Source organism: Halomonas sp. N3-2A, from assembly GCF_002216165.1.
GTDB lineage: Bacteria > Pseudomonadota > Gammaproteobacteria > Pseudomonadales > Halomonadaceae > Vreelandella.
In genome coordinates this window covers 1462872-1481521 of the sequence record NZ_CP022286.1, presented here as the reverse complement: position 1 = coordinate 1481521, position 18650 = coordinate 1462872, and the positions used below count along the sequence as shown (strand labels likewise).

Below are 18650 nucleotides of genomic sequence, written 5' to 3'. Positions count from 1 at the left end.
ACTCCTTTAGGATAAAGATCTATTAAAAATGGGTTGCCTATTGTGGCGCAGCTCATGCAGTTTGGCTAATAGCGCTACACTACACGCTTCATTAAGCCGTGTTATGGGCGAATGTTTAATCATCGGAAGAGCGTATGCAAACCTTAGCTGCCCAAGAATACGCACGCTTAGCTGAATTAGCGTTGCATTATCGAAATGCGCATCTGCGCTCAATGAAGCAGGCGGATCATTATAACCCTCGTCTTGGAGTTGATGCGCTGTGCTTCCAGCCTTGGGAAGAGGAGCATGCGTCGCTACTGGTCGGTGCATTAATAACACCTTGTGCGATGTGGCTAGTTGCTGTGCCACGTCTGGATCAGCATGCCCCTCTGGGGAATGTATTGCGCCTCAACCTTCCTTCTGGCCACTATTCGCTTTCATTTGAACCGTTGCCCAACGGCAGTGAGCTTTATAAGCGCACCATTCTGGAGGATCTAAGTGATCTGGAAAGTATGCAGGAAGCTGCGCGACTGGCCCAGCGAATGATGATGCAGTTAATGGTGTCTGATAAATCTTCTCCAGAGGTTGGTTAGGCAGAAACGTCTACCTCTATCTACACTGTTGTTTTTACATTTTTACTCTGAATAATCTCAGCAAAAGGAACGTTTATGTCCTCTGAAAAAGCTGTCACACCCCGTGTTGCTGTGGTCACTGGCACTAGCAGCGGTATTGGTGAAGCGGTGGTGAAACATTTCTGTGAGCAGGGTTTTCAAGTGTTAGCAGTAGACTTTAACCCGGCTGGAAAAGAAGTGGCTGACGCGGCTGGCGCAGCGTTTTATCAGGGGGATTTAACCGACCCCGACGCGTGCCGTGGCGCGATTGCTGACGCGGTTAAACGCTTTGGTGGCGTCGATATTTTGGTTAATAATGCAGGTATTCAGCACGTCGCTTCTATTGAGACGTTCCCCGAAGAGAAGTGGCGTCAAATCATCGATTTAATGCTGACGGCGCCGTTTTTGCTTACCCAGGCAGCATGGCCACATATGCGTAAAAAAGGCTGGGGGCGTGTGATTAATATTGCGTCTGTGCATGCACAGGTGGCTTCACCAGGCAAAGCCGCTTATATCAGTGCCAAGCACGGCATGATCGGACTAACGAAAACCGCCGCTTTAGAAGGTGGTGAGCAGGGGATTACCGCCAATACTATTTGCCCCGCCTATGTGAAAACACCGCTGGTAGATAATCAGATCGCCGACCAAGCCAAGCTACATGGGATGGATGAGCAAGAGGTGATTGAAAAAATCATGCTGAAAAACGCAGCGGTTAAGCGCTTGATTGAGCCTTCCGAGGTTGCTCAGCTAGTTGCTTACTTAGCCTCCGATGCGGCAGGCGCTGTAACGGGTGCCAGTTGGAACATTGATCTAGGATGGACCGCCCAATAACATCAAGTTGACACCCACTCTTTGCGGCGTTGTTGCGCAAAGAGTGGGCGAATTACCGACGTACCGGGCGCTTCTGTAATTTGCGTTGTAATGTGCGCCGATGCATACCGAGTGCCCTAGCCGTGGCTGAAATGTTGCCATCATGCTCTTGCAACACCTTTTGAATGTGCTCCCACGTTATACGGTTGATAGAGGGAGGGTTGTCGGCTAGTTCAATATTCGGATCACCATCCTGATGGTCAAAAGCGGCAATAACATCGTCGGCATCCGCTGGTTTGCATAGATAGTTAACAGCGCCAAGTTTGATGGCTTCTACCGCTGTGGCGATGCTGGAATACCCCGTTAATACCACAATGCGGCAATTCGGTGCGCTTGCCAGCATGTCGGGCAGTAGCTTAAGCCCGGAACTATGCTCAAGTTTTAGATCGAGTGTTGCCATCGTTGGCATGAACTGCGTGATCAGCGCCATTGCTTGATCAGCATCGTGGGCAACTTGCACCTCAAAACCACGACGCGAAAGCGCTCTGCTTAGCACGTGACAAAACATTTCATCATCGTCGACGATTAGAAGGCGTTGGTCTTGCGTCTGCATGATGTCCTCGATTTTCTGGCGAATGCTCTGCGTCGCTGTTACTTATCAGGGGCGGAACAAAGCGGCAGCGTCACTTCCGTTAACGTACCGCCTTCAGGATGATTGTACAGGCTTACTCCACCACCGAAACGATTAATGGTGGCATGGGTTAAAAACAGCCCAATCCCCATGCCTTTGCTTTTGGTGGAAATAAACGTGTCGCCTAGCTGGTCAGCAATCGACATGGCGATGCCGGGTCCATGGTCGCGTATATCAATAACAACGCTTTCATCTTGCCAATCCAGTCGAATAGCAATTTGTTCTGGATTAGCGTCGGCGGCGTTATTCAGCAAATTGGTTAGCGCTTGATCTAATGTGGCATCGACGGCCAACCAGGGGCGGCCGCGTTTCTCGGCAACATCAAAAAAGTGGCTAACATCTGGCCTGATAACGAGCCAGCGTTGCACAACGGCGGCTAACCACAGTTCAGCATCCAGTATCTCTGGTTCTGCCATGCGCCGACGATCAGCCGTCGCAACAAGGTGTTGTAAGCGCGATTTGCACACGTCTACTTGCTGGCGAAGAATGGCTATATCTTGTTGCAAGGGGGAGTCATTAGGCGCGTCCTGGTACATTTCATTGAGCAGCACGGCCATGGTTGAAAGCGGCGTGCCAAGCTCATGAGCCGTGCCAGCGGCTTGAGTAGCAACGGCTAACACCTGTTCATTGCGCAGTGCCGCTTCTCGCGTGCGAGATAGTGCTTTATCTCGATTACGCAGTGCATGGGCCATTTTGTAGATAAAGAACGTGACCAGTCCGGCTGATAAGCCAAAATTAAGCCACATACCCAATACGTGAAGGCTTAGTGGGCCGTCGCTGTTAATGTGGCCCAGCTGAGGTATCGGGTGATAAAAGAACATCAGGTAGGTGTAACCTGCCATTGAACACGCGGCGATGATCCAAGCATGCCGCCAGGGAAGGGTTGCGGCGGCGATAGTGACAGGCACTAAATAGTAAGTAATAAAGGGGTTTGTTGAGCCGCCTGAAAAATAAAATAGCAGCGTTAAGCCTGCAATATCGGCCAATAAGTGGGCAAGATATTCGAAATGATTAACCGCTTTGGGTCTGCCTAAGCGCCACCATGTGACGATATTCAGTATCCCCATGGCAATCACAACACTGACGACTGCAGTCACTGGCAAGTCGAAAGCGAGTAGCTCAATACCAACAATAATGGCCAGTAAAAAGCCGGTCCAGGTGATACCTCTGACGATCGTTAATCGAACGAGGTTACGGTTTGGCGTCGAAAGCGGGAGAGGCAGGGGGGTAGGCATAGCGTGCTTATTTGCTCGATGCTTTCACGTTGTGAATAACATATTTAATAAATAACGTCATAACGAACGTCAGCCATCCCGCTGAGGCAAGCAAGTTGAATAGCAGCATTTTAGGAGGTAGCCAGGCACTGCCCAGAACGGCTTCTAACATGATATGGAAAAACATAGCGAGCAAGAGTGGTAGTGCTAGCGTATGAATCCACATGTCAGTACGGCGCTTACGTACATGGTAGCGTTTCAACAAGTAACGCATTGGACGGTGCGCCCAGCCGAACAGCACGAGAGCACCAACAACGAATAGGACAGCCAGCGTCGGTTCGGTACTCCCAAAATACATTGAAAAGGATATCGACCAGGCAAGACCAAGCCAAAGTAATCCTTCAATACTGGCGATAATGTCCGCATAGCGACGCACATTCTGCATAAAAAACTGAATCCTTGACCTTACAAAGTGTCGCCATGATACGACACTTGGGAACGGCTGTGGGATGGATAGGGGAGATTTATCCATTACCCGTATTGGGTATACTGTTCTGACCCTTTGACTAAATTCATTTCTGCACAGGACTTGCCGTGGACGCTATTACGTTGACTCGCCCCGATGATTGGCATCTTCATTTACGTGATGATGAGGCGCTAAGCGCTGTGGTAGGTCATACCGCCGCCCAAATGGGGCGTGCGATTATAATGCCTAATTTAAAGCCGCCGATAACCACTACCGCGCAAGCACTAGCATATCGGCAGAGAATTTTAGCTGCGTTACCCGAAGGGAGTGCATTTGAACCTTTGATGACGCTCTATTTAACAGACACGACGCCCCCTGAAGAAATTGAGCGTGCTGCTGAAAGTGGTGTCGTGAAAGCCGTGAAGCTCTATCCCGCGGGCGCTACCACTAACTCTGCATCGGGCGTCACCGACATTGCCCACTGCGATGACACGATTGCGATGCTAGCAAACGTTGGTATGCCGCTGTTGGTGCATGGTGAAGTGACCGATCATGACATTGATATTTTCGATCGAGAAGCGGTGTTTATTGAGCAGGTTATGAAACCGCTTTTGGCGAGACACCCTAAGCTTAAGGTAGTGTTTGAGCATATTACGACCCAGCAGGCTGCCGAGTTTGTTGCTGCTGCGCCTGATAATATTGCGGCCACGATCACAGCCCATCATCTGCTGTTTAACCGCAACAAAATGCTGGCAGGTGGTATTCGTCCGCATTATTACTGCTTGCCCATTCTAAAGCGTGAGCAGCATCGCCAGGCGTTGTTGAAAGCGGCGACCAGTGGTAGTCCTAAATTCTTCTTGGGCACCGATAGTGCGCCGCATGCCCAGGGTGACAAAGAGTCTAGCTGCGGCTGTGCAGGGGCATATACGGCGCCTGCTGCCATTGAGCTCTATGCAGCAGCCTTCGAAGAAATGGGTGCCTTAGACAAGTTAGAAGCGTTTGCCAGCCTCAATGGACCGCGCTTTTATGGATTACCGGCTAATGCTGATAGCGTGACGTTGGAGCGTCGTTCATGGAGTCTGCCGGCGCATTATCCCTATGCGGCTGGTCAGCATATTATTCCGCTAATGGCGGGCGAGAGCTTGGCATGGAAGCTGAAAGCGTAGCTTGTATAGCTAGATAGCAAATCAAAAAAACGGAGCCGACTGGCTCCGTTTTCTTAACGCTTTAAGCACGCTTTCTTGACGTCTATTGCTTGATCTTACCAAGTTCGATCAGCATCTGATCCACCATCCGTGATGAATGGTCTGCCGCGATGTCTAAAAATTGCTCGAATGACAGGTGGTTGTCACCGCTGCCGGGGATATCAGACAGCGCGCGAATGACCACAAATGGGCAGCCATAAAGATGGCATGTTTGAGCAATAGCGGCGCCTTCCATCTCGACGGCTAGCATGGTTGGAAACTGTTCACGGGTAGTCGCGACACGAACAGGGTCGGCCATAAAGGCATCGCCTGTGGCGATGAGCCCTTCACGTACATTGACTTCACCTAATGCGGCAATGGCGTTGCGGGCAAGATCACGAAGTTGTTTGTCTGCTTGGTAGGCTGCCGGCATGCCAGGTACCTGACCAAGCTCATAGCCAAAGACCACTGCGTCAACGTCATGATGGCGAACTTCATCCGAAATAATCACATCACCAATAGCAAGATCGCTCGCAAAGCCGCCTGCGGAACCGGTGTTAATGATCGCATCAGGCTGGTGCCGCTCAAGTAAAATCGCGGTGCCTACCGCCGCATTGACCTTGCCTATCCCCGACTGCAGCACAATAATTTCCAAGCCGTGACGTGTGCCCGTATAAAACACGAAGCCAGCATGCTCGTAGCGTTCAGCGCCTTCTAGCTGTCCTGCCAGTATGTCCACTTCCTGCGCCATCGCGCCGATGATTCCAATACGTTGCACTCGTGATTACTCCTTAAGAAATCGTTAACGGCAGTGGTGTGCGTAACACTACTGCTCCAGGCCTTTGTCGTGCCGTTCAGCGGCTTCTAGCGTGTTTTCAAGTAGCGTGGCAACGGTCATCGGCCCAACGCCGCCAGGCACGGGTGTAATGAAGCTGGCGCGTTCTGCTGCGGCTTTAAAATCAACGTCACCAGTGAGCGTGCCGTCGTCTTGGCGATTAATGCCAACATCAATCACGATGGCGCCTGGTTTGATCCATTCCCCTTTGACAATACCGGGTTTGCCGACAGCGACAACAACTAAGTCAGCACGGCGCACATGAGACTCAAGCTGTAGCGTGAAGCGGTGGCATACCGTGGTGGTGCAACCTGCCAGCATCAACTCCAACGCCATTGGCCGACCGACAATGTTGGACGCGCCGACTACAGTGGCATCTAACCCTCGTACGGAAATGCCGCTATGGGCAAGCATGGTCATAATACCTTTAGGTGTGCAGGGCCTGAGCGAGGGCATACGTTGCGCCAGACGACCAATATTGTATGGGTGAAAGCCGTCGACATCCTTGTCTGGGCGAATGCGCTCAAGAATAGGGCGAGAGTCTAAATGCTCTGGCAATGGCAGTTGAACAAGAATGCCGTCAACCGTTGCATCGTTGTTTAACTGATCGACCAGTGCTTCAAGTTCATGCTGCTGCGTATCAGCGGGTAGCGCATGTTGGAAAGAGTGGATGCCTGCCTGCTCACAGGCGCGGTGTTTGTTGCTGACATAAACATGGGAGGCTGGGTCTTCCCCGACCACAACAACAGCTAGTCCAGGTGCCCGAGCGCCAGCTTGCTGGCGCGCGCTGATTTTCTCGGCAACTTGCTGGCGGACATTAGCGGCGATGGCCTTGCCATCGATAAGTTGGGCGGTCATGTAATAGAATCCCTGTGAAGGTTAGAAACGAAGCTGAGTGACTATGTCTAGGCCGTGGCGTTTAAAGTATGGGAGGGCCGCGCGTGAGCATCGTCCCCGAACCTCTGTTGAACACCGATACTTAAACCTCGCTATCTATAACTCAGCACCTAGAATTGTGTGGCTGAGCGCAGGAGGTCACTGGCTTTCGAGAAGGGCTGATTTTCGCATGCTAGGGCGACAAGGCAAAGCTTCTAACGAATCAATCACTTTAGGTGTTGACTTTAAACTCAGAAATAGTAATATATGCCTCGCTTGAGACGGGACATGCAGCAGCGTCTAAGGTAAGAAATCGGGATGTAGCGCAGTCTGGTAGCGCGCCTGCTTTGGGAGCAGGATGTCGGGGGTTCGAATCCCTCCATCCCGACCACATACCTAGCGCGGAAGGTGGTAATTTGCTTTTCCGAACATTGGTTGTGGTCAAGTGCTCATCAGTATTCAGTCTCTTAGAATGCTTTATGTGCGCCCATAGCTCAACCGGATAGAGCAACGGCCTTCTAAGCCGTAGGTTGCGGGTTCGAGTCCTGCTGGGCGTGCCATTAAGGCTTTTTGGTGGACGCATTCGGTAAGACATGTAAGTCAGTACTTCATCAATGGTGGATGTAGCTCAGTGGTAGAGCCCCGGATTGTGGCTCCGGTGGTCGTGGGTTCGATCCCCATCATCCACCCCATTTGATGACTCGTATTAATTATATGCAATTCTAGTTTTAGGTTGTGGTGGATGTAGCTCAGTGGTAGAGCCCCGGATTGTGGCTCCGGTGGTCGTGGGTTCGATCCCCATCATCCACCCCATTAACCTTGATGTTATCCTTAAAAAAATCCTCTCGCGTTATTATTACTTTTCCCCTTTATTAATTATTTGGTTTGAAACCAAGCTGACCTATGTTCGGCTTTTTTGCGTTTTGGTCGCTCGTGTTTTAAGCCTCTTTCACCTTATTTGGCTACGCAATGCCTTTCCTGGGTTTTGCCTTTGATTCATTTCCTGCCCGAAAAATGTCTCTCTACCTGAAATTGCTGCGAAATTTTCCTAGGCTTATTATCGCGATGCCGCCTTAGTAGGGGGCAGGCCTGCGCTTGATGAACCGCTTAAAAAGGTCTTTAGTAAGAAGCGCTGGTGCATTTTGATGGCTTTGGCGATACGTGCAGTGAAGTCATCTATATTATTTTTTAATGCGATATTTGTTGCTGCTTTTTGGTCTTAAAACAGTTTTTTAAGCTATGTTAATGCTGTTTAGATAGTGATATTTTTTAACGAGTTGTTCGTTGAAAATAATCATTTGAACTGTAGGCAGTATTTTCTTTTACGGAGTGCAACGCAATGGCGCGTCAAACGGTGGTGTTAGGGGCAGGTATGGTCGGTGTCAGCATTGCATGGCACTTGCAGCAGCGTGGTCATCAAGTAACGCTGGTTGATCGCCGCCAACCTGGTCGTGAAACCTCTTTCGGCAATGCTGGCATTATCCAGCGCGAAGCGGTTCGTCCTTATGCTTTCCCGCGGGATATGAAAACCATCCTGAGCGTGCTGCCAAACAAGCGTGTTGATATTCGTTATCGGCCTGCCGGCATGATTAATGCTGCTTCGCCGCTGTTGAGCTACTGGCATAACTCTTCCAGCCGACACTATAAAAAAATAGTGCCTGAGTATGCGTCATTGATACAGCTCTGCTTGAAGACTCACGGCCCCATGATTGAAGCGGCAAAGGCTGATCATTTGGTTCGCCGGGAAGGCTGGTTGGAAATTTATCGCACGCCCGGAGAGCTAGCAAAACGTGTAAAAGAAGCACAGGACGCCCGTGACAATTTTGGTGTTCAGTTTGACGTTTTGGACCGCGCTGCATTAGAGGCTAAAGAGCCAGATTTAGGTAGCGATATTATTGGTGCTATTCACTGGCTTGACCCTTGGACAGTTGCCGACCCAGGTGGGCTGGTTGCCGCTTATGCCGATGCTTTTGTCCAGCAGGGTGGACGTATCTTGCAAACTGATATTGAGGGGTTGAAGCAACAAGGAGAGCGCTGGCAAGTCGATACGGCTGCTGAGTGCTTAGAAGCAGATGAGGTTGTCGTTGCGCTAGGGCCATGGGCAGGTAGCTGGCTGAAAGGCTTAGGCTATCATTTCCCGACCTTTGTTAAGCGTGGCTATCACATGCACTACGCCACACAGCCTTCTAAAAAGCTTCATTACTGGTTAATGGATGCGGAGGTGGGTTACTTGCTTGCGCCTATGAATGCAGGCGTTCGGTTAACCACCGGGGCTGAGCTTGACCGGCTTGAGTCGCCAGCAGATGAGCAGCAGTTAGCTGCTGCAGAAAAAGTTGCGCGCACGATATTCCCCCTCGCTGAGCGTCGCGACGCCTCTGCTTGGAAAGGCGCACGACCATGTTTGCCTGACATGAAGCCTGTTATAGGGCCGGCTCCCAAGCATCGTGGCCTGTGGTTAGCTTTTGGACATGGGCATCAGGGATTTACCCTAGGTCCTGCTACCGGGCAATTGCTGGCGGATATGATAGAAGGTAAGCCGACTGAGATTGATATGGCGCCTTTCAGGGCTGACCGTTTCTAAATCAGTGGGTAGCTGTTGGCTTTGTACTGTTGGCTTAGTACTGCTGACTAAGTACTTAATGGGAGAGGTGCTTGGTAGTAAAGCATGATGTTTGCTATCTTGATGCAACATATCGCAATCGTGAGGTGGAAGATGGATGTTGCCGTAAGCAACGCAGTGAGCACCGCACTCTATATGAATCAAGCACAATCTGCTGAACAAGCACAGATGCAGCTTTTTAAGCAGGCTCTTGATATGCAAGCACAGCAAGTGTCGGAAGTGCTTGCCTCTGCTAACATGGGCGCTCAGCCAAGCCTTGCCCAAGAGGGCAGCGTTGGGACTCAGGTCAATACTTACGCCTAGCCAAGTAAACGTCAGTACTAAAAAAGCGCCGACATGTTCGGCGCTTTTTTTTTAAATTTCCCTTAACTACTTTCCTAGTGGATGCCGTAACTCTTCTTGAGATTGAGCTAAAAAGCATTCCTGGTCGGCAAACGCGATGTACCGTTGTTTATCTGCTATAGCATATCAATAGTACTGCATTGATGTGCTATGGTAGATCAAACTTGTGTTGTTTCGCGTTTTTTGATATGTTTTTACATATATTTTATGGTTAATGATATGTTAAAGAAGATCAAGCATGAGTTACGCAACAGAGCAAATACTGGAGAGCCTTCGAGAGGCTCGCGCACGTAAGGGGTTTAGCCAGAGAGAGCTGAGCGCTCGATCGGGTGTGCCTCAAAGCCATATCTCGAAAATCGAGTCTGGAGGCGTTGACCTAAGGGTTTCCAGCTTGATTGCACTTGCGCGTGTACTCGACCTGGAGTTATTTGTCGCGCCTAAAAAATCTGTGCCAGCGATAAAGTCGATCATTCGAAGTAGCAAAGGTAATCAGGATGAGGGTGAAGAGGTGTCACCCGCATACCATTTAGATGGTGACAGCGATGATTAACAATGTGTCCACTCTAAACGTTTTGCTCTACGGCGAGCCTATCGCAACGATCACCAACGTCGGCAATGACAGAACGCTATTTGCCTTTACGGATGCTTACGCGAGTGATGCATCTCGGCCTGTGTTAGGGCTTGGCTTTAAAGATTCACTTGGTGGTTTGCTCACTAACTTCAAACCTACCCAAACCAAATTAACGCCTTTTTTCTCCAATCTACTGCCAGAAGAAACGATGCGTAACTACCTGGCAGAGCGTGCTGGCGTGAACCCAGCGCGGGAGTTTTTCCTATTGTGGGTGTTAGGGCAGGACTTAGCGGGAGCGATCACTGTTGAAACTGCCGATGGTGAAACGCTGCCGCCTAGTGTGCATCAAGAAATAGAAGATGGAACCAAATGTGAAGCAGCGATGCGCTTCTCATTAGCGGGTGTGCAGTTGAAATTTTCAGCAGTACAACATGCCAATAGAGGCTTGACGATTCCAGCTACGGGTAGAGGTGGCTCATGGATTGTGAAATTGCCATCACCTCGCTTTGAAGGCGTGCCGGAAAATGAATATTCGATGATGGAATTGGCACGAATGTTAGGAATGGATGTGCCAGAAATTCAGCTGCTACCCATTAACCAGATTGCCAACATTCCGGAAGGAATCGAAAAGTATGGCGGCTCGTTTAAAAATGCTCAGGCCTTTGTGATCAAGCGTTTTGACCGTGCTGATGGGCAAGCAGTACATATTGAAGATTTTGCGCAAGTCTTTGGCGTGTATCCTCAAGATAAATACAAAAAGGCTAGTATGCGTAATATCGCGCAGGTTATCGGCATAGAAGGTCAAGAGGAAGACATTGCTGAATTTACTCGCAGGTTGGTATTCAATACGTTAATTGGCAATGCAGATATGCATTTGAAAAATTGGTCTGTGATTTACAAAGACAAGCGCTCTGCATCAATTGCACCGGCATATGACTTTGTCTCGACCATTCCCTACATTGCTGATGATAGTGCCGCGTTAAAGGTTAGCCGCAGCAAAAAGTTCAGTGAGTTCAATCTGGATGAACTATCGCATTTAGCGGCCAAAGCCATGTTGCCAGAAAAGTTGGTGTTGGATACGGCCAAGCAAACCGTAGCTGGTTTCCATGAAGTATGGGCGAAAGAAAAAGCCCATTTGCCGCTCACCAAATCTATGATTGAAGCAATTGAGAAACACTTGCTAGGCATACCACTGCGCTGACTCAATGAACATAGCACCAAACCCCTCATAACGTTACAATCTGCCCCATTCTGAACATCTCAGCGTCGGTGACCTTTAGGTTAAGTGCATAGCTGAGTACAAATCTCTGTAGAGGTAAGATGAAAGATACACAGTTAGCTCGTGAGGCGGAACTTAGAAGGACGTTCGCTATCATTTCGCACCCCGACGCTGGTAAAACCACCATCACCGAAAAAATGCTGTTATTTGGGAATGCTATTCAGTTAGCGGGCTCTGTTAAGAGCAAGCGTAATGATCGCCATGCCACATCAGACTGGATGAAGATGGAGCAAGAGCGCGGGATCTCGGTCACGACGTCGGTGATGCAGTTCCCTTATGGTGGGCGTATCGTGAACTTGCTGGATACGCCGGGGCACGAAGACTTTTCTGAAGATACTTACCGTACATTAACCGCGGTGGATTCCGCGTTAATGGTGATTGATGGTGCAAAAGGTGTTGAGGATCGTACCATTAAGCTGATGGAAGTCTGCCGTTTGCGCACCACGCCTATATTAACGTTCATCAACAAGATGGACCGCGATATCCGCGACCCCATCGAGGTCATGGACGAGGTCGAGACAGTACTCAACATCCAGTGTGCGCCGATGACATGGCCGATTGGCATGGGACGGCACTTTAAGGGTGTGTATCACCTCTATAACGATGTCATTCATCTGTATACCCAGGGGCAAGGCAGCCGTATTCCAGATGACAAGCGAATTGAGGGTTTAGATAACCCGGAAGTTGACGCTGTACTTGGCGAAGAGCAGGCCGAAGAGTTGCGCATGGAAGTCGAATTGGTGCGCGGTGCTTCCCATGAGTTTGATCTTGATGCCTATCGCCGTGGTGAGCTGTCGCCCGTGTACTTTGGTACCGCAATGGGTAACTTCGGCGTACGAGAGATGATGGATGGGTTTGTTGAGTACGCGCCTCCGCCCCAGCCACGCGAGACAGATATCCGTGAAGTAACCGCTCAAGATGATCGCTTTACGGGGTTTGTGTTTAAAATTCAGGCGAATATGGATCCGAACCATCGTGACCGTATTGCTTTTTTGCGTGTCTGTTCCGGTAAGTACGAAAAGAATATGAAGATGCGCCACGTGCGGATAGGCAAGGATGTGAAAATTGCCGACGCCCTAACGTTTATGGCGTCAGACCGTTCTCAGGTAGAGGAAGCCTGGCCAGGCGATATTATCGGCTTACACAACCACGGCACGATTCAGATTGGTGATACCTTCACCGTTGGTGAAGATATGCGCTTTACCGGCATTCCTCACTTTGCGCCAGAGTTGTTCAAGCGTGTTCGTTTAAAAGACCCGTTAAAAATGAAAGCGCTACAAAAAGGGCTCCAGCAGCTCTCTGAAGAGGGCGCTACGCAGGTCTTTATGCCGATGGATAACAACGACCTGATTCTTGGTGCTGTCGGTACGCTGCAGTTTGACGTTGTTGCCCACCGCTTAAAGGAAGAGTACAAAGTTGACTGTCTATATGAAGGGGTCAATGTACAAACCGCACGCTGGGTCTATTGCGAAGACGCCAAGATGCTGGAAGAGTTTAAGCGTAAAGCGAGCTCCAACCTTGCTATCGATGGTGGCGGCTACCTGACGTATATCGCACCAACGCGGGTCAACCTGCAGATGACCCAAGAGCGCTGGCCGGATATTCGTTTCCAGCCCACTCGCGAGCACTGATCGAGTCTTCCTTACTATGTTGACTGCCTTGCTATGTTGATTGATGCCCACTGCCACCTGGATTTCGAGGCATTTGACGATGATCGCGATGCGGTCATCGAAAATGCCAAGGCGGTGGGCGTCGAACACTTTGTTGTGCCATCAACGACGCGCTCCCTATGGCCAAATGTGTTGACGCTTGGCGCGCGTAAGGAGGTAAGTAGCTGTGTTGGCCTTCACCCTTACTTCATTGATCAACACGTTAACCACGATTTAGTCGCCTTGGAGCAGCTTTTAGCTGAGCAGAAAGTCGAAACCGAAAAACGCGTTGTGGCAATAGGTGAGTGTGGTATCGATGGCCGCTTTACGGTGTCATTAGATAAACAGTGGGCCTATTTCGATGCGCAGCTCGGTCTAGCAAAGCAGTTCGCTTTACCTGTTGTGGTGCACTGCGTAAAAGCCAATGATCAGGTAGGCAAACGCCTACGCCAGCTGGCGCTTCCCAGTGGCGGGCTTATCCATGCGTTCTCAGGTTCTTATGAGCAGGCCGCTAAGTTTCTCGATCTAGGCTATACCCTGGGATTGGGAGGGGCGATTACCTACGAGCGCGCGCAACGACTTCGTAGCGTGGTGTCACGCTTACCTGACGATGGCTTTGTGTTAGAAACTGACAGCCCCGATATGCCGCTTAGCGGCTATCAGGGGCAACGTAATGAACCATGCAGGGTGGCAAAGGTGGCTGGCGTGGTGGCAGCACTCCGGCATCAGCCATTTGAAACAATAGCGGCACTAAGCAGTGCGAATGCTATTCGCTTATTTCAACTCCCATATTTCAGCTTACTAGGCGGTTAGGCTGCTGGCCAGCTGTTCAGGATCCAGACGCTCAACGGTATAGGGCAGGTCGCAGAGCGTTATCAGGTGACCTTGCCAATAAAGGGGCGAGAGCGCTTCAATCGCTTTAGTATTCGCAACGGCGAGCATTTCAATTTGCTGGTCGCCACTAAATGCGCTGCTAACGACTTCACCTACGGTTTTATCCTGCTCATCCACTAACGTGTCACCGATCTGGGGTAAGCTGTTAACACTGGCGGTAACGCGCACTAAGCGTTTTTTCACTTGGCCCCGGAAATGCGCCCGTGCGACGACTTCTTGTCCTGTATAGCAACCTTTCTTAAAGCTAATTCCCCCAAGTGCTTCCCAGTTCAGCATTTGTGGGAGGAAGTGATCTTGCTGTGGGGCTGTTAACCACGCCAAACCACTGCGGATATCTGCTAATTGCCACGTGTTAAGCGCATCTTCATCATCATTTATTGCAATGGTGTTCTGTTCAGCAGAATTTTCTATACTGATTAACCAACGCCCGCCACCTGGCTGGCATAGGGCTGTTGCTTGGGCATTGCTGTGATGGGTATAAGGTTGATCAGGAAGCGCTAAACCAAACGCCTGAGCAACCTCGTTGGCACTTTCGCTGGCGCCTACGATAAGCATCGATGACTGAGCCTGCAATTCGACGCGATAAAAAGCGGCAAATTTGGCTAAATGACTGGCGAGCATATCGATCAATGAGGTACTCAACAGTAGCCTATAATGGTCGTTGCTGATTTTCAGTAATTGAGCATTGGCCAGCATTCTTCCCTTTGGTGTGCAAAAGCAGGTAAGAGGCGCAAAAAAACCATTGGCTAAACTAACTTGTGCGCTTGTTTGCCCTTGCAGGAATTTCTCAGCATCTGCACCTTTGACATCTAAGGCGGCGAGGTGAGGCAAACGGACGCAGCCATTTATCTTGAGTAACGAAGAGACAGTCGCCATATAGACTCCATATGGGAAGATAGGGTAAACGTAACGTAATCGCATTTGTATCAAAGGTGCGGGCACTGCGAGTAGATTGCAAGGGCCCTGGCGCATGCTAGACTGCTTTGCCTGTATCAGTTTTGCATAGCTTTCAATAGCGTACTCACTTCAATTCAGCGTAGAAAAGGGCAAGGAATGGCATATCAATCATTAACGTTCCAAGGTGTCACAACAGTCGATCAGGTGAATAAGATTACCACGGCGCTGATGATGCTGGATGGTGTCGATAGTGCTGAGGTAGGGCGCCACGGAGCAGAAGTAGAAGGGCGAGCTAAGCGTGAAGCGCTTATAAAAGCTGTCGAGAAGTTAAACCTCGGTATAAAGGTTTCCTGATGCATAAGCCAATCACGATTATTAGTGAGCGTAACCATACATTTCGTCAGCGTATTGAAGTCGATGGTTTGGAAGACCTCTATGGTGACGTACCGCCGGTAGTTGGAGGAGACGGTAGTGCACCAGACCCGCATGATTACTTTGATATTGCCCTAGGTACCTGCAAAGCGATTACCGTGCAAATGTATGCCAGGCGCAAAGAGTGGCCGCTGGAAGGCATCACCGTTAAAGTGCAGCGCGATGATAGTGAGGAAAGAAAAGGCGTCTATAAGTTAGCCGTGACGATGACTTTCCACGGTATTGATGATCCTGAACAGCGGGCAAAGCTAGAAGACATTAGCCATCGCTGCCCGATACAGCGGTTGATGACCCAGGCGACGGTAGAAATTTCCACGTTTACCGAGTAGTACACTTCCTTTTTAAGGAGTAATGATGAGCAAGGAATTCCGGCTGCAGTCCAAATTTAAGCCTGCTGGTGATCAGCCCGCCGCGATACGCAGTCTGATTGGTGGGCTTGAGTCGGGGCTTGCCCATCAGACCTTGTTAGGGGTGACTGGCTCGGGTAAAACGTTCACGATGGCAAATGTTGTGCAGCAGCAGCAGCGCCCAACGATTGTAATGGCGCCCAATAAAACGCTCGCTGCCCAGCTATATGGTGAGTTCAAATCGTTTTTTCCGGATAACGCTGTCGAGTATTTTGTCTCTTACTACGATTATTATCAGCCGGAAGCCTATGTCCCTTCTTCAGATACCTTTATTGAGAAAGATGCCTCGATAAATGACCATATCGAGCAAATGCGCTTATCTGCTACGAAAGCGCTGCTCGAGCGCCGTGATGCGCTTATCGTTGTCTCGGTATCGGCAATCTATGGTCTCGGTGATCCGGATCAGTATCTTAAGATGCGATTGCACTTCACCCGTGGTGAGCTAATTGATCAGCGTGCTTTTTTACGCCGCTTGGCCGAGTTGCAATATACCCGCAACGATATGGATTTTCGTCGAGGCACCTACCGGGTGCGGGGCGATGTGATCGATATTTTCCCCGCGGACTCTGACGAAGAAGCGGTGCGGGTGGAGTTGTTTGACAACGAAGTTGATTCTATTCGCCTATTTGATCCATTAACTGGCGAGGTGCGTACCCATGTGCCTCGCATGACCATCTATCCTAAATCTCACTATGTTACTCCGCGAGAAACTATTTTAGGTGCTATTGATGCGATCAAGGCAGAGCTTAAGGAGCGTCTTGACTGGATGCGTAAGCACGAGCGTTTAGTTGAAGCGCAGCGCTTAGAACAACGAACCCTTTACGATATTGAAATGATGCTAGAGCTTGGCTACTGCAACGGCATTGAGAACTACTCGCGCTACCTTTCAGGCCGCGCACCTGGCGAGCCACCCCCGACGTTCTTCGACTATCTGCCGGATGACGCGTTACTGTTTATTGATGAGTCTCATGTGAGCGTACCCCAGGTTGGCGGTATGTATAAGGGCGACCGTTCTAGAAAAGAGACCCTGGTTGAGTATGGATTTCGGCTACCCTCAGCGCTAGATAACCGCCCAATGAAATTTGAAGAGTGGGAATCTATTTCGCCACAAACCATCTTTGTGTCGGCAACGCCAGGCAAGTATGAAGCAGAACATGCCAGTCAAATTGTCGAACAGGTAGTGCGCCCAACGGGGTTGTTAGATCCAGAAATAGAAGTGCGCCCCGCCAGTACACAGGTTGATGACCTGCTCTCAGAAATTGGCTTACGTACCGCCGTAGGTGAACGTGTTCTGGTGACGACGTTGACTAAACGCATGGCGGAAGATTTGACCGAATATTTTGATGAGCACGGTATCCGTGTACGTTATTTACATTCGGATATTGATACCGTTGAGCGGGTAGAAATCATCCGCGACCTGCGTCTTGGTAAGTTCGATGTTTTAGTGGGAATTAACTTACTTCGAGAAGGCTTAGATATTCCTGAAGTGTCGCTTGTTGCCATCTTGGACGCGGATAAAGAGGGCTTTTTACGTGCTGAGCGCTCACTGATTCAAACCATTGGCCGTGCAGCCCGTAACGCCCATGGTAAAGCTATTCTGTATGGTGACAAAATCACCGACTCAATGCGCAAAGCCATCGATGAAACCGAACGTCGCCGCGCCAAGCAGACCGCTCACAACGAAGAGCATGGTATCACGCCAACTACCGTGACGCGCTCCGTGGCGGATATTCTTGAAGCCGCCCAGGCACCAGGCAAGAAGAGCAGCCGTCGCCGTGGCAGCGAGCGCAAAGTGGCAGAGAGTGCTGCTGAGTATGATGTGGCCACGATGAGCAAGCACGATCTAATGGCGGCTATCAGCAAGCTAGAGGACGCCATGTTTGAAGCCGCGCAGAACCTGGAGTTTGAAGAGGCGGCGAGACTTCGTGATCAGCTTCATCAAATGCAAGAAAAACAGCTGGCGCTGGGGTAATCGATGCCTGAAGGCCCTGAAATCCGCCGTGCAGCAGACAGAATTGAGCAGCAGATAGGTGGCAAACATCTTGATGATGCGTGGTTTGCATTTCCTGAACTCGCCGTGCAAGCGGATTCATTGATTGGTCAACGGGTTCAGGCAGTTGATACGTGGGGCAAGGCCATGCTCGTCCGTTTTGCAGACCATCGTGTGCTGTATTCCCACAATCAGCTTTATGGCGTATGGAAGCTACATAGCGAGAATAGGCCGCCAAGCACGAAAAGGTCATTACGAGTTCGGCTGGTTGCTGAGGGCAGGGTGGCTAGTCTTTATAGCGCGTCTGATATTTCGCTCTGGCATGAGAGTGAGTTGAGCCATCACCCTTTCTTGTCTCGCTTGGGGCCTGATTTATTAAGTCAAAACGTATCGCCTGATGATGTGAAACAACGCCTGACTGGTTCAGCGTTTATGCGCAGAAGCCTGGGTGCATTGTTACTTGATCAAGGGCTTGTCGCTGGGTTAGGAAATTACTTGCGCTCTGAAATTCTTTTTTTATCTAACGTTCACCCTAAGAAGCGCCCATGTGACTTAACTGAAAATCAGTTAGACCTTCTCGCCACTATGATTGTGGAAACGACGCGTCAGGCGTATTTGGAAGCGGGTGTTACTAATCGTGAGGCCTGGATTAAACAAGCCATTGCCTCCGGTGAGCCACGCCGACAATGGCGCTTTAGTGTGTTTGAACGCGCTGGCCTTTCCTGCCACCGCTGCGGCTCAGTAATCGAACGCATAATGGTTGGCTCTCGCCGTTTATATTTATGCCCAACGTGCCAATCTCCATAATTTATACCGTTATCTTGTATGCGCTGATGAAAATCAGACTAATGCCCTAGTTATCAGATGTAGGTTAGCCGTGGTTGTGGCTGCCGCATATAAGAC

At 50.0% G+C, this 18650-nt stretch carries 19 protein-coding genes and 4 tRNA genes; 17 read left to right on the top strand and 6 right to left on the bottom strand.

What is annotated here, in order from left to right; all coding sequences use genetic code 11:
* Nucleotides 1-134: 134 nt before the first annotated feature.
* Both hybE and CEK60_RS07030 read left to right on the top strand, forming a co-directional pair.
* Nucleotides 135-572, top strand: a complete 438-nt coding sequence (gene hybE, locus CEK60_RS07035; protein WP_089038420.1) for a [NiFe]-hydrogenase assembly chaperone HybE — start codon at nt 135-137, stop codon at nt 570-572.
* A gap of 75 nt (nt 573-647) precedes the next feature.
* Nucleotides 648-1421, top strand: coding sequence for a 3-hydroxybutyrate dehydrogenase (locus CEK60_RS07030; RefSeq protein ID WP_038484408.1), 774 nt, complete (start codon nt 648-650; stop codon nt 1419-1421).
* A gap of 52 nt (nt 1422-1473) precedes the next feature.
* Here the strand turns inward: CEK60_RS07030 and CEK60_RS07025 are convergent, their stop codons facing one another.
* The 3 genes from CEK60_RS07025 to CEK60_RS07015 are packed head-to-tail and all read right to left on the bottom strand — an operon-like array spanning nt 1474 to nt 3750.
* The gene (locus tag CEK60_RS07025) at nt 1474-2013 is read right to left on the bottom strand and encodes a response regulator transcription factor (RefSeq protein ID WP_089038419.1); all 540 of its coding nucleotides are present in this window, start codon (nt 2011-2013) and stop codon (nt 1474-1476) included.
* Between the two features lie 38 nt (nt 2014-2051).
* A complete protein-coding gene (locus tag CEK60_RS07020; protein ID WP_089038418.1) occupies nt 2052-3326 on the bottom strand; it encodes an ATP-binding protein in 1275 nt (424 codons plus the stop codon).
* Nucleotides 3327-3333: 7 nt separating this feature from the next.
* A complete protein-coding gene (locus CEK60_RS07015) occupies nt 3334-3750 on the bottom strand; it encodes a hypothetical protein (protein ID WP_083004445.1) in 417 nt (138 codons plus the stop codon).
* 149 nt (nt 3751-3899) lie between these two features.
* Here CEK60_RS07015 and pyrC point away from each other — a divergent pair, with 149 nt between their 5' ends.
* Complete coding sequence (gene pyrC, locus CEK60_RS07010; protein ID WP_089038417.1) at nt 3900-4937, top strand: dihydroorotase; 1038 nt, start codon at nt 3900-3902, stop codon at nt 4935-4937.
* 82 nt (nt 4938-5019) lie between these two features.
* On the opposite strand, the gene mtnN is transcribed toward pyrC, so the two are convergent.
* The gene (mtnN, locus tag CEK60_RS07005) at nt 5020-5733 is read right to left on the bottom strand and encodes a 5'-methylthioadenosine/S-adenosylhomocysteine nucleosidase (protein ID WP_089038416.1); all 714 of its coding nucleotides are present in this window, start codon (nt 5731-5733) and stop codon (nt 5020-5022) included.
* A 48-nt stretch (nt 5734-5781) separates the two neighbouring features.
* The gene (folD, locus tag CEK60_RS07000) at nt 5782-6648 is read right to left on the bottom strand and encodes a bifunctional methylenetetrahydrofolate dehydrogenase/methenyltetrahydrofolate cyclohydrolase FolD (protein WP_089038415.1); all 867 of its coding nucleotides are present in this window, start codon (nt 6646-6648) and stop codon (nt 5782-5784) included.
* Between the two features lie 332 nt (nt 6649-6980).
* Here folD and CEK60_RS06995 point away from each other — a divergent pair.
* From CEK60_RS06995 to CEK60_RS06945, 10 genes are all read left to right on the top strand, one after another.
* Nucleotides 6981-7057 (top strand) — tRNA-Pro (locus CEK60_RS06995).
* A 92-nt stretch (nt 7058-7149) separates the two neighbouring features.
* A tRNA-Arg gene (locus CEK60_RS06990) sits at nt 7150-7226 on the top strand.
* Between the two features lie 57 nt (nt 7227-7283).
* Nucleotides 7284-7358, top strand: a tRNA-His gene (locus tag CEK60_RS06985).
* Nucleotides 7359-7404: 46 nt separating this feature from the next.
* Nucleotides 7405-7479 (top strand) — tRNA-His (locus CEK60_RS06980).
* 526 nt (nt 7480-8005) lie between these two features.
* Nucleotides 8006-9247, top strand: a complete 1242-nt coding sequence (locus tag CEK60_RS06970; RefSeq protein WP_089038413.1) for an NAD(P)/FAD-dependent oxidoreductase — start codon at nt 8006-8008, stop codon at nt 9245-9247.
* Nucleotides 9248-9379: 132 nt separating this feature from the next.
* A complete protein-coding gene (locus CEK60_RS06965; protein ID WP_089040872.1) occupies nt 9380-9589 on the top strand; it encodes a putative motility protein in 210 nt (69 codons plus the stop codon).
* 277 nt (nt 9590-9866) lie between these two features.
* Nucleotides 9867-10178, top strand: a complete 312-nt coding sequence (locus tag CEK60_RS06960; protein ID WP_089038412.1) for a helix-turn-helix domain-containing protein — start codon at nt 9867-9869, stop codon at nt 10176-10178.
* Entirely contained in the window at nt 10171-11400 is a 1230-nt protein-coding gene (locus tag CEK60_RS06955) for a type II toxin-antitoxin system HipA family toxin (RefSeq protein WP_089038411.1), read from the top strand. Before CEK60_RS06960 ends, CEK60_RS06955 begins: the two co-directional genes overlap by 8 nt.
* Nucleotides 11401-11519: 119 nt before the next feature.
* Nucleotides 11520-13109, top strand: coding sequence for a peptide chain release factor 3 (locus tag CEK60_RS06950; protein ID WP_089038410.1), 1590 nt, complete (start codon nt 11520-11522; stop codon nt 13107-13109).
* 33 nt (nt 13110-13142) lie between these two features.
* Nucleotides 13143-13940 (top strand): TatD family hydrolase, encoded by a 798-nt coding sequence (locus tag CEK60_RS06945; protein WP_089038409.1) that lies wholly within the window; start codon nt 13143-13145, stop codon nt 13938-13940.
* Here CEK60_RS06945 and ygfZ read toward each other — a convergent pair.
* Nucleotides 13929-14897: a CAF17-like 4Fe-4S cluster assembly/insertion protein YgfZ gene (gene ygfZ, locus CEK60_RS06940; RefSeq protein ID WP_089038408.1), complete on the bottom strand. Its 969-nt coding sequence runs from the start codon at nt 14895-14897 to the stop codon at nt 13929-13931. The two genes, CEK60_RS06945 and ygfZ, sit on opposite strands and share 12 nt — an antisense overlap.
* Nucleotides 14898-15074: 177 nt before the next feature.
* On the opposite strand from ygfZ, the gene CEK60_RS06935 reads away from it, so the two are divergent.
* From CEK60_RS06935 to nei, 4 genes are read left to right on the top strand one after another with little or no spacing between them, the layout of a single operon-like run.
* Entirely contained in the window at nt 15075-15272 is a 198-nt protein-coding gene (locus CEK60_RS06935; RefSeq protein WP_038484371.1) for a hypothetical protein, read from the top strand.
* Nucleotides 15272-15679 carry an OsmC family protein gene (locus CEK60_RS06930; RefSeq protein WP_038484368.1) on the top strand — a complete coding sequence of 136 codons (408 nt, stop codon included), beginning with the start codon at nt 15272-15274 and terminating at the stop codon, nt 15677-15679. The genes CEK60_RS06935 and CEK60_RS06930 overlap by 1 nt, the downstream gene beginning before the upstream one ends.
* 25 nt (nt 15680-15704) lie before the next feature.
* Nucleotides 15705-17729 (top strand): excinuclease ABC subunit UvrB, encoded by a 2025-nt coding sequence (gene uvrB / locus CEK60_RS06925; RefSeq protein WP_089038407.1) that lies wholly within the window; start codon nt 15705-15707, stop codon nt 17727-17729.
* Nucleotides 17730-17732: 3 nt separating this feature from the next.
* Nucleotides 17733-18554 (top strand): endonuclease VIII, encoded by an 822-nt coding sequence (gene nei, locus CEK60_RS06920; RefSeq protein WP_089038406.1) that lies wholly within the window; start codon nt 17733-17735, stop codon nt 18552-18554.
* Nucleotides 18555-18650: the final 96 nt, after the last annotated feature.

What these genes read in the sequence shown, in the direction of transcription:
- hybE (WP_089038420.1), top strand. Translation starts at nt 135, where the DNA reads ATGCAAACCTTAGCTGCCCAAGAATACGCACGCTTAGCTGAATTAGCG.
- CEK60_RS06965 (WP_089040872.1), top strand. Translation starts at nt 9,380, where the DNA reads ATGGATGTTGCCGTAAGCAACGCAGTGAGCACCGCACTCTATATGAAT.
- uvrB (WP_089038407.1), top strand. Translation starts at nt 15,705, where the DNA reads ATGAGCAAGGAATTCCGGCTGCAGTCCAAATTTAAGCCTGCTGGTGAT.
- CEK60_RS07015 (WP_083004445.1), bottom strand. Translation starts at nt 3,750, where the DNA reads ATGCAGAATGTGCGTCGCTATGCGGACATTATCGCCAGTATTGAAGGA.
- CEK60_RS06935 (WP_038484371.1), top strand. Translation starts at nt 15,075, where the DNA reads ATGGCATATCAATCATTAACGTTCCAAGGTGTCACAACAGTCGATCAG.
- CEK60_RS06960 (WP_089038412.1), top strand. Translation starts at nt 9,867, where the DNA reads ATGAGTTACGCAACAGAGCAAATACTGGAGAGCCTTCGAGAGGCTCGC.
- CEK60_RS07025 (WP_089038419.1), bottom strand. Translation starts at nt 2,013, where the DNA reads ATGCAGACGCAAGACCAACGCCTTCTAATCGTCGACGATGATGAAATG.
- CEK60_RS06955 (WP_089038411.1), top strand. Translation starts at nt 10,171, where the DNA reads ATGATTAACAATGTGTCCACTCTAAACGTTTTGCTCTACGGCGAGCCT.
- ygfZ (WP_089038408.1), bottom strand. Translation starts at nt 14,897, where the DNA reads ATGGCGACTGTCTCTTCGTTACTCAAGATAAATGGCTGCGTCCGTTTG.
- CEK60_RS07030 (WP_038484408.1), top strand. Translation starts at nt 648, where the DNA reads ATGTCCTCTGAAAAAGCTGTCACACCCCGTGTTGCTGTGGTCACTGGC.
- CEK60_RS06945 (WP_089038409.1), top strand. Translation starts at nt 13,143, where the DNA reads ATGTTGATTGATGCCCACTGCCACCTGGATTTCGAGGCATTTGACGAT.
- CEK60_RS06930 (WP_038484368.1), top strand. Translation starts at nt 15,272, where the DNA reads ATGCATAAGCCAATCACGATTATTAGTGAGCGTAACCATACATTTCGT.
- CEK60_RS07020 (WP_089038418.1), bottom strand. Translation starts at nt 3,326, where the DNA reads ATGCCTACCCCCCTGCCTCTCCCGCTTTCGACGCCAAACCGTAACCTC.
- nei (WP_089038406.1), top strand. Translation starts at nt 17,733, where the DNA reads ATGCCTGAAGGCCCTGAAATCCGCCGTGCAGCAGACAGAATTGAGCAG.
- CEK60_RS06950 (WP_089038410.1), top strand. Translation starts at nt 11,520, where the DNA reads ATGAAAGATACACAGTTAGCTCGTGAGGCGGAACTTAGAAGGACGTTC.
- CEK60_RS06970 (WP_089038413.1), top strand. Translation starts at nt 8,006, where the DNA reads ATGGCGCGTCAAACGGTGGTGTTAGGGGCAGGTATGGTCGGTGTCAGC.
- folD (WP_089038415.1), bottom strand. Translation starts at nt 6,648, where the DNA reads ATGACCGCCCAACTTATCGATGGCAAGGCCATCGCCGCTAATGTCCGC.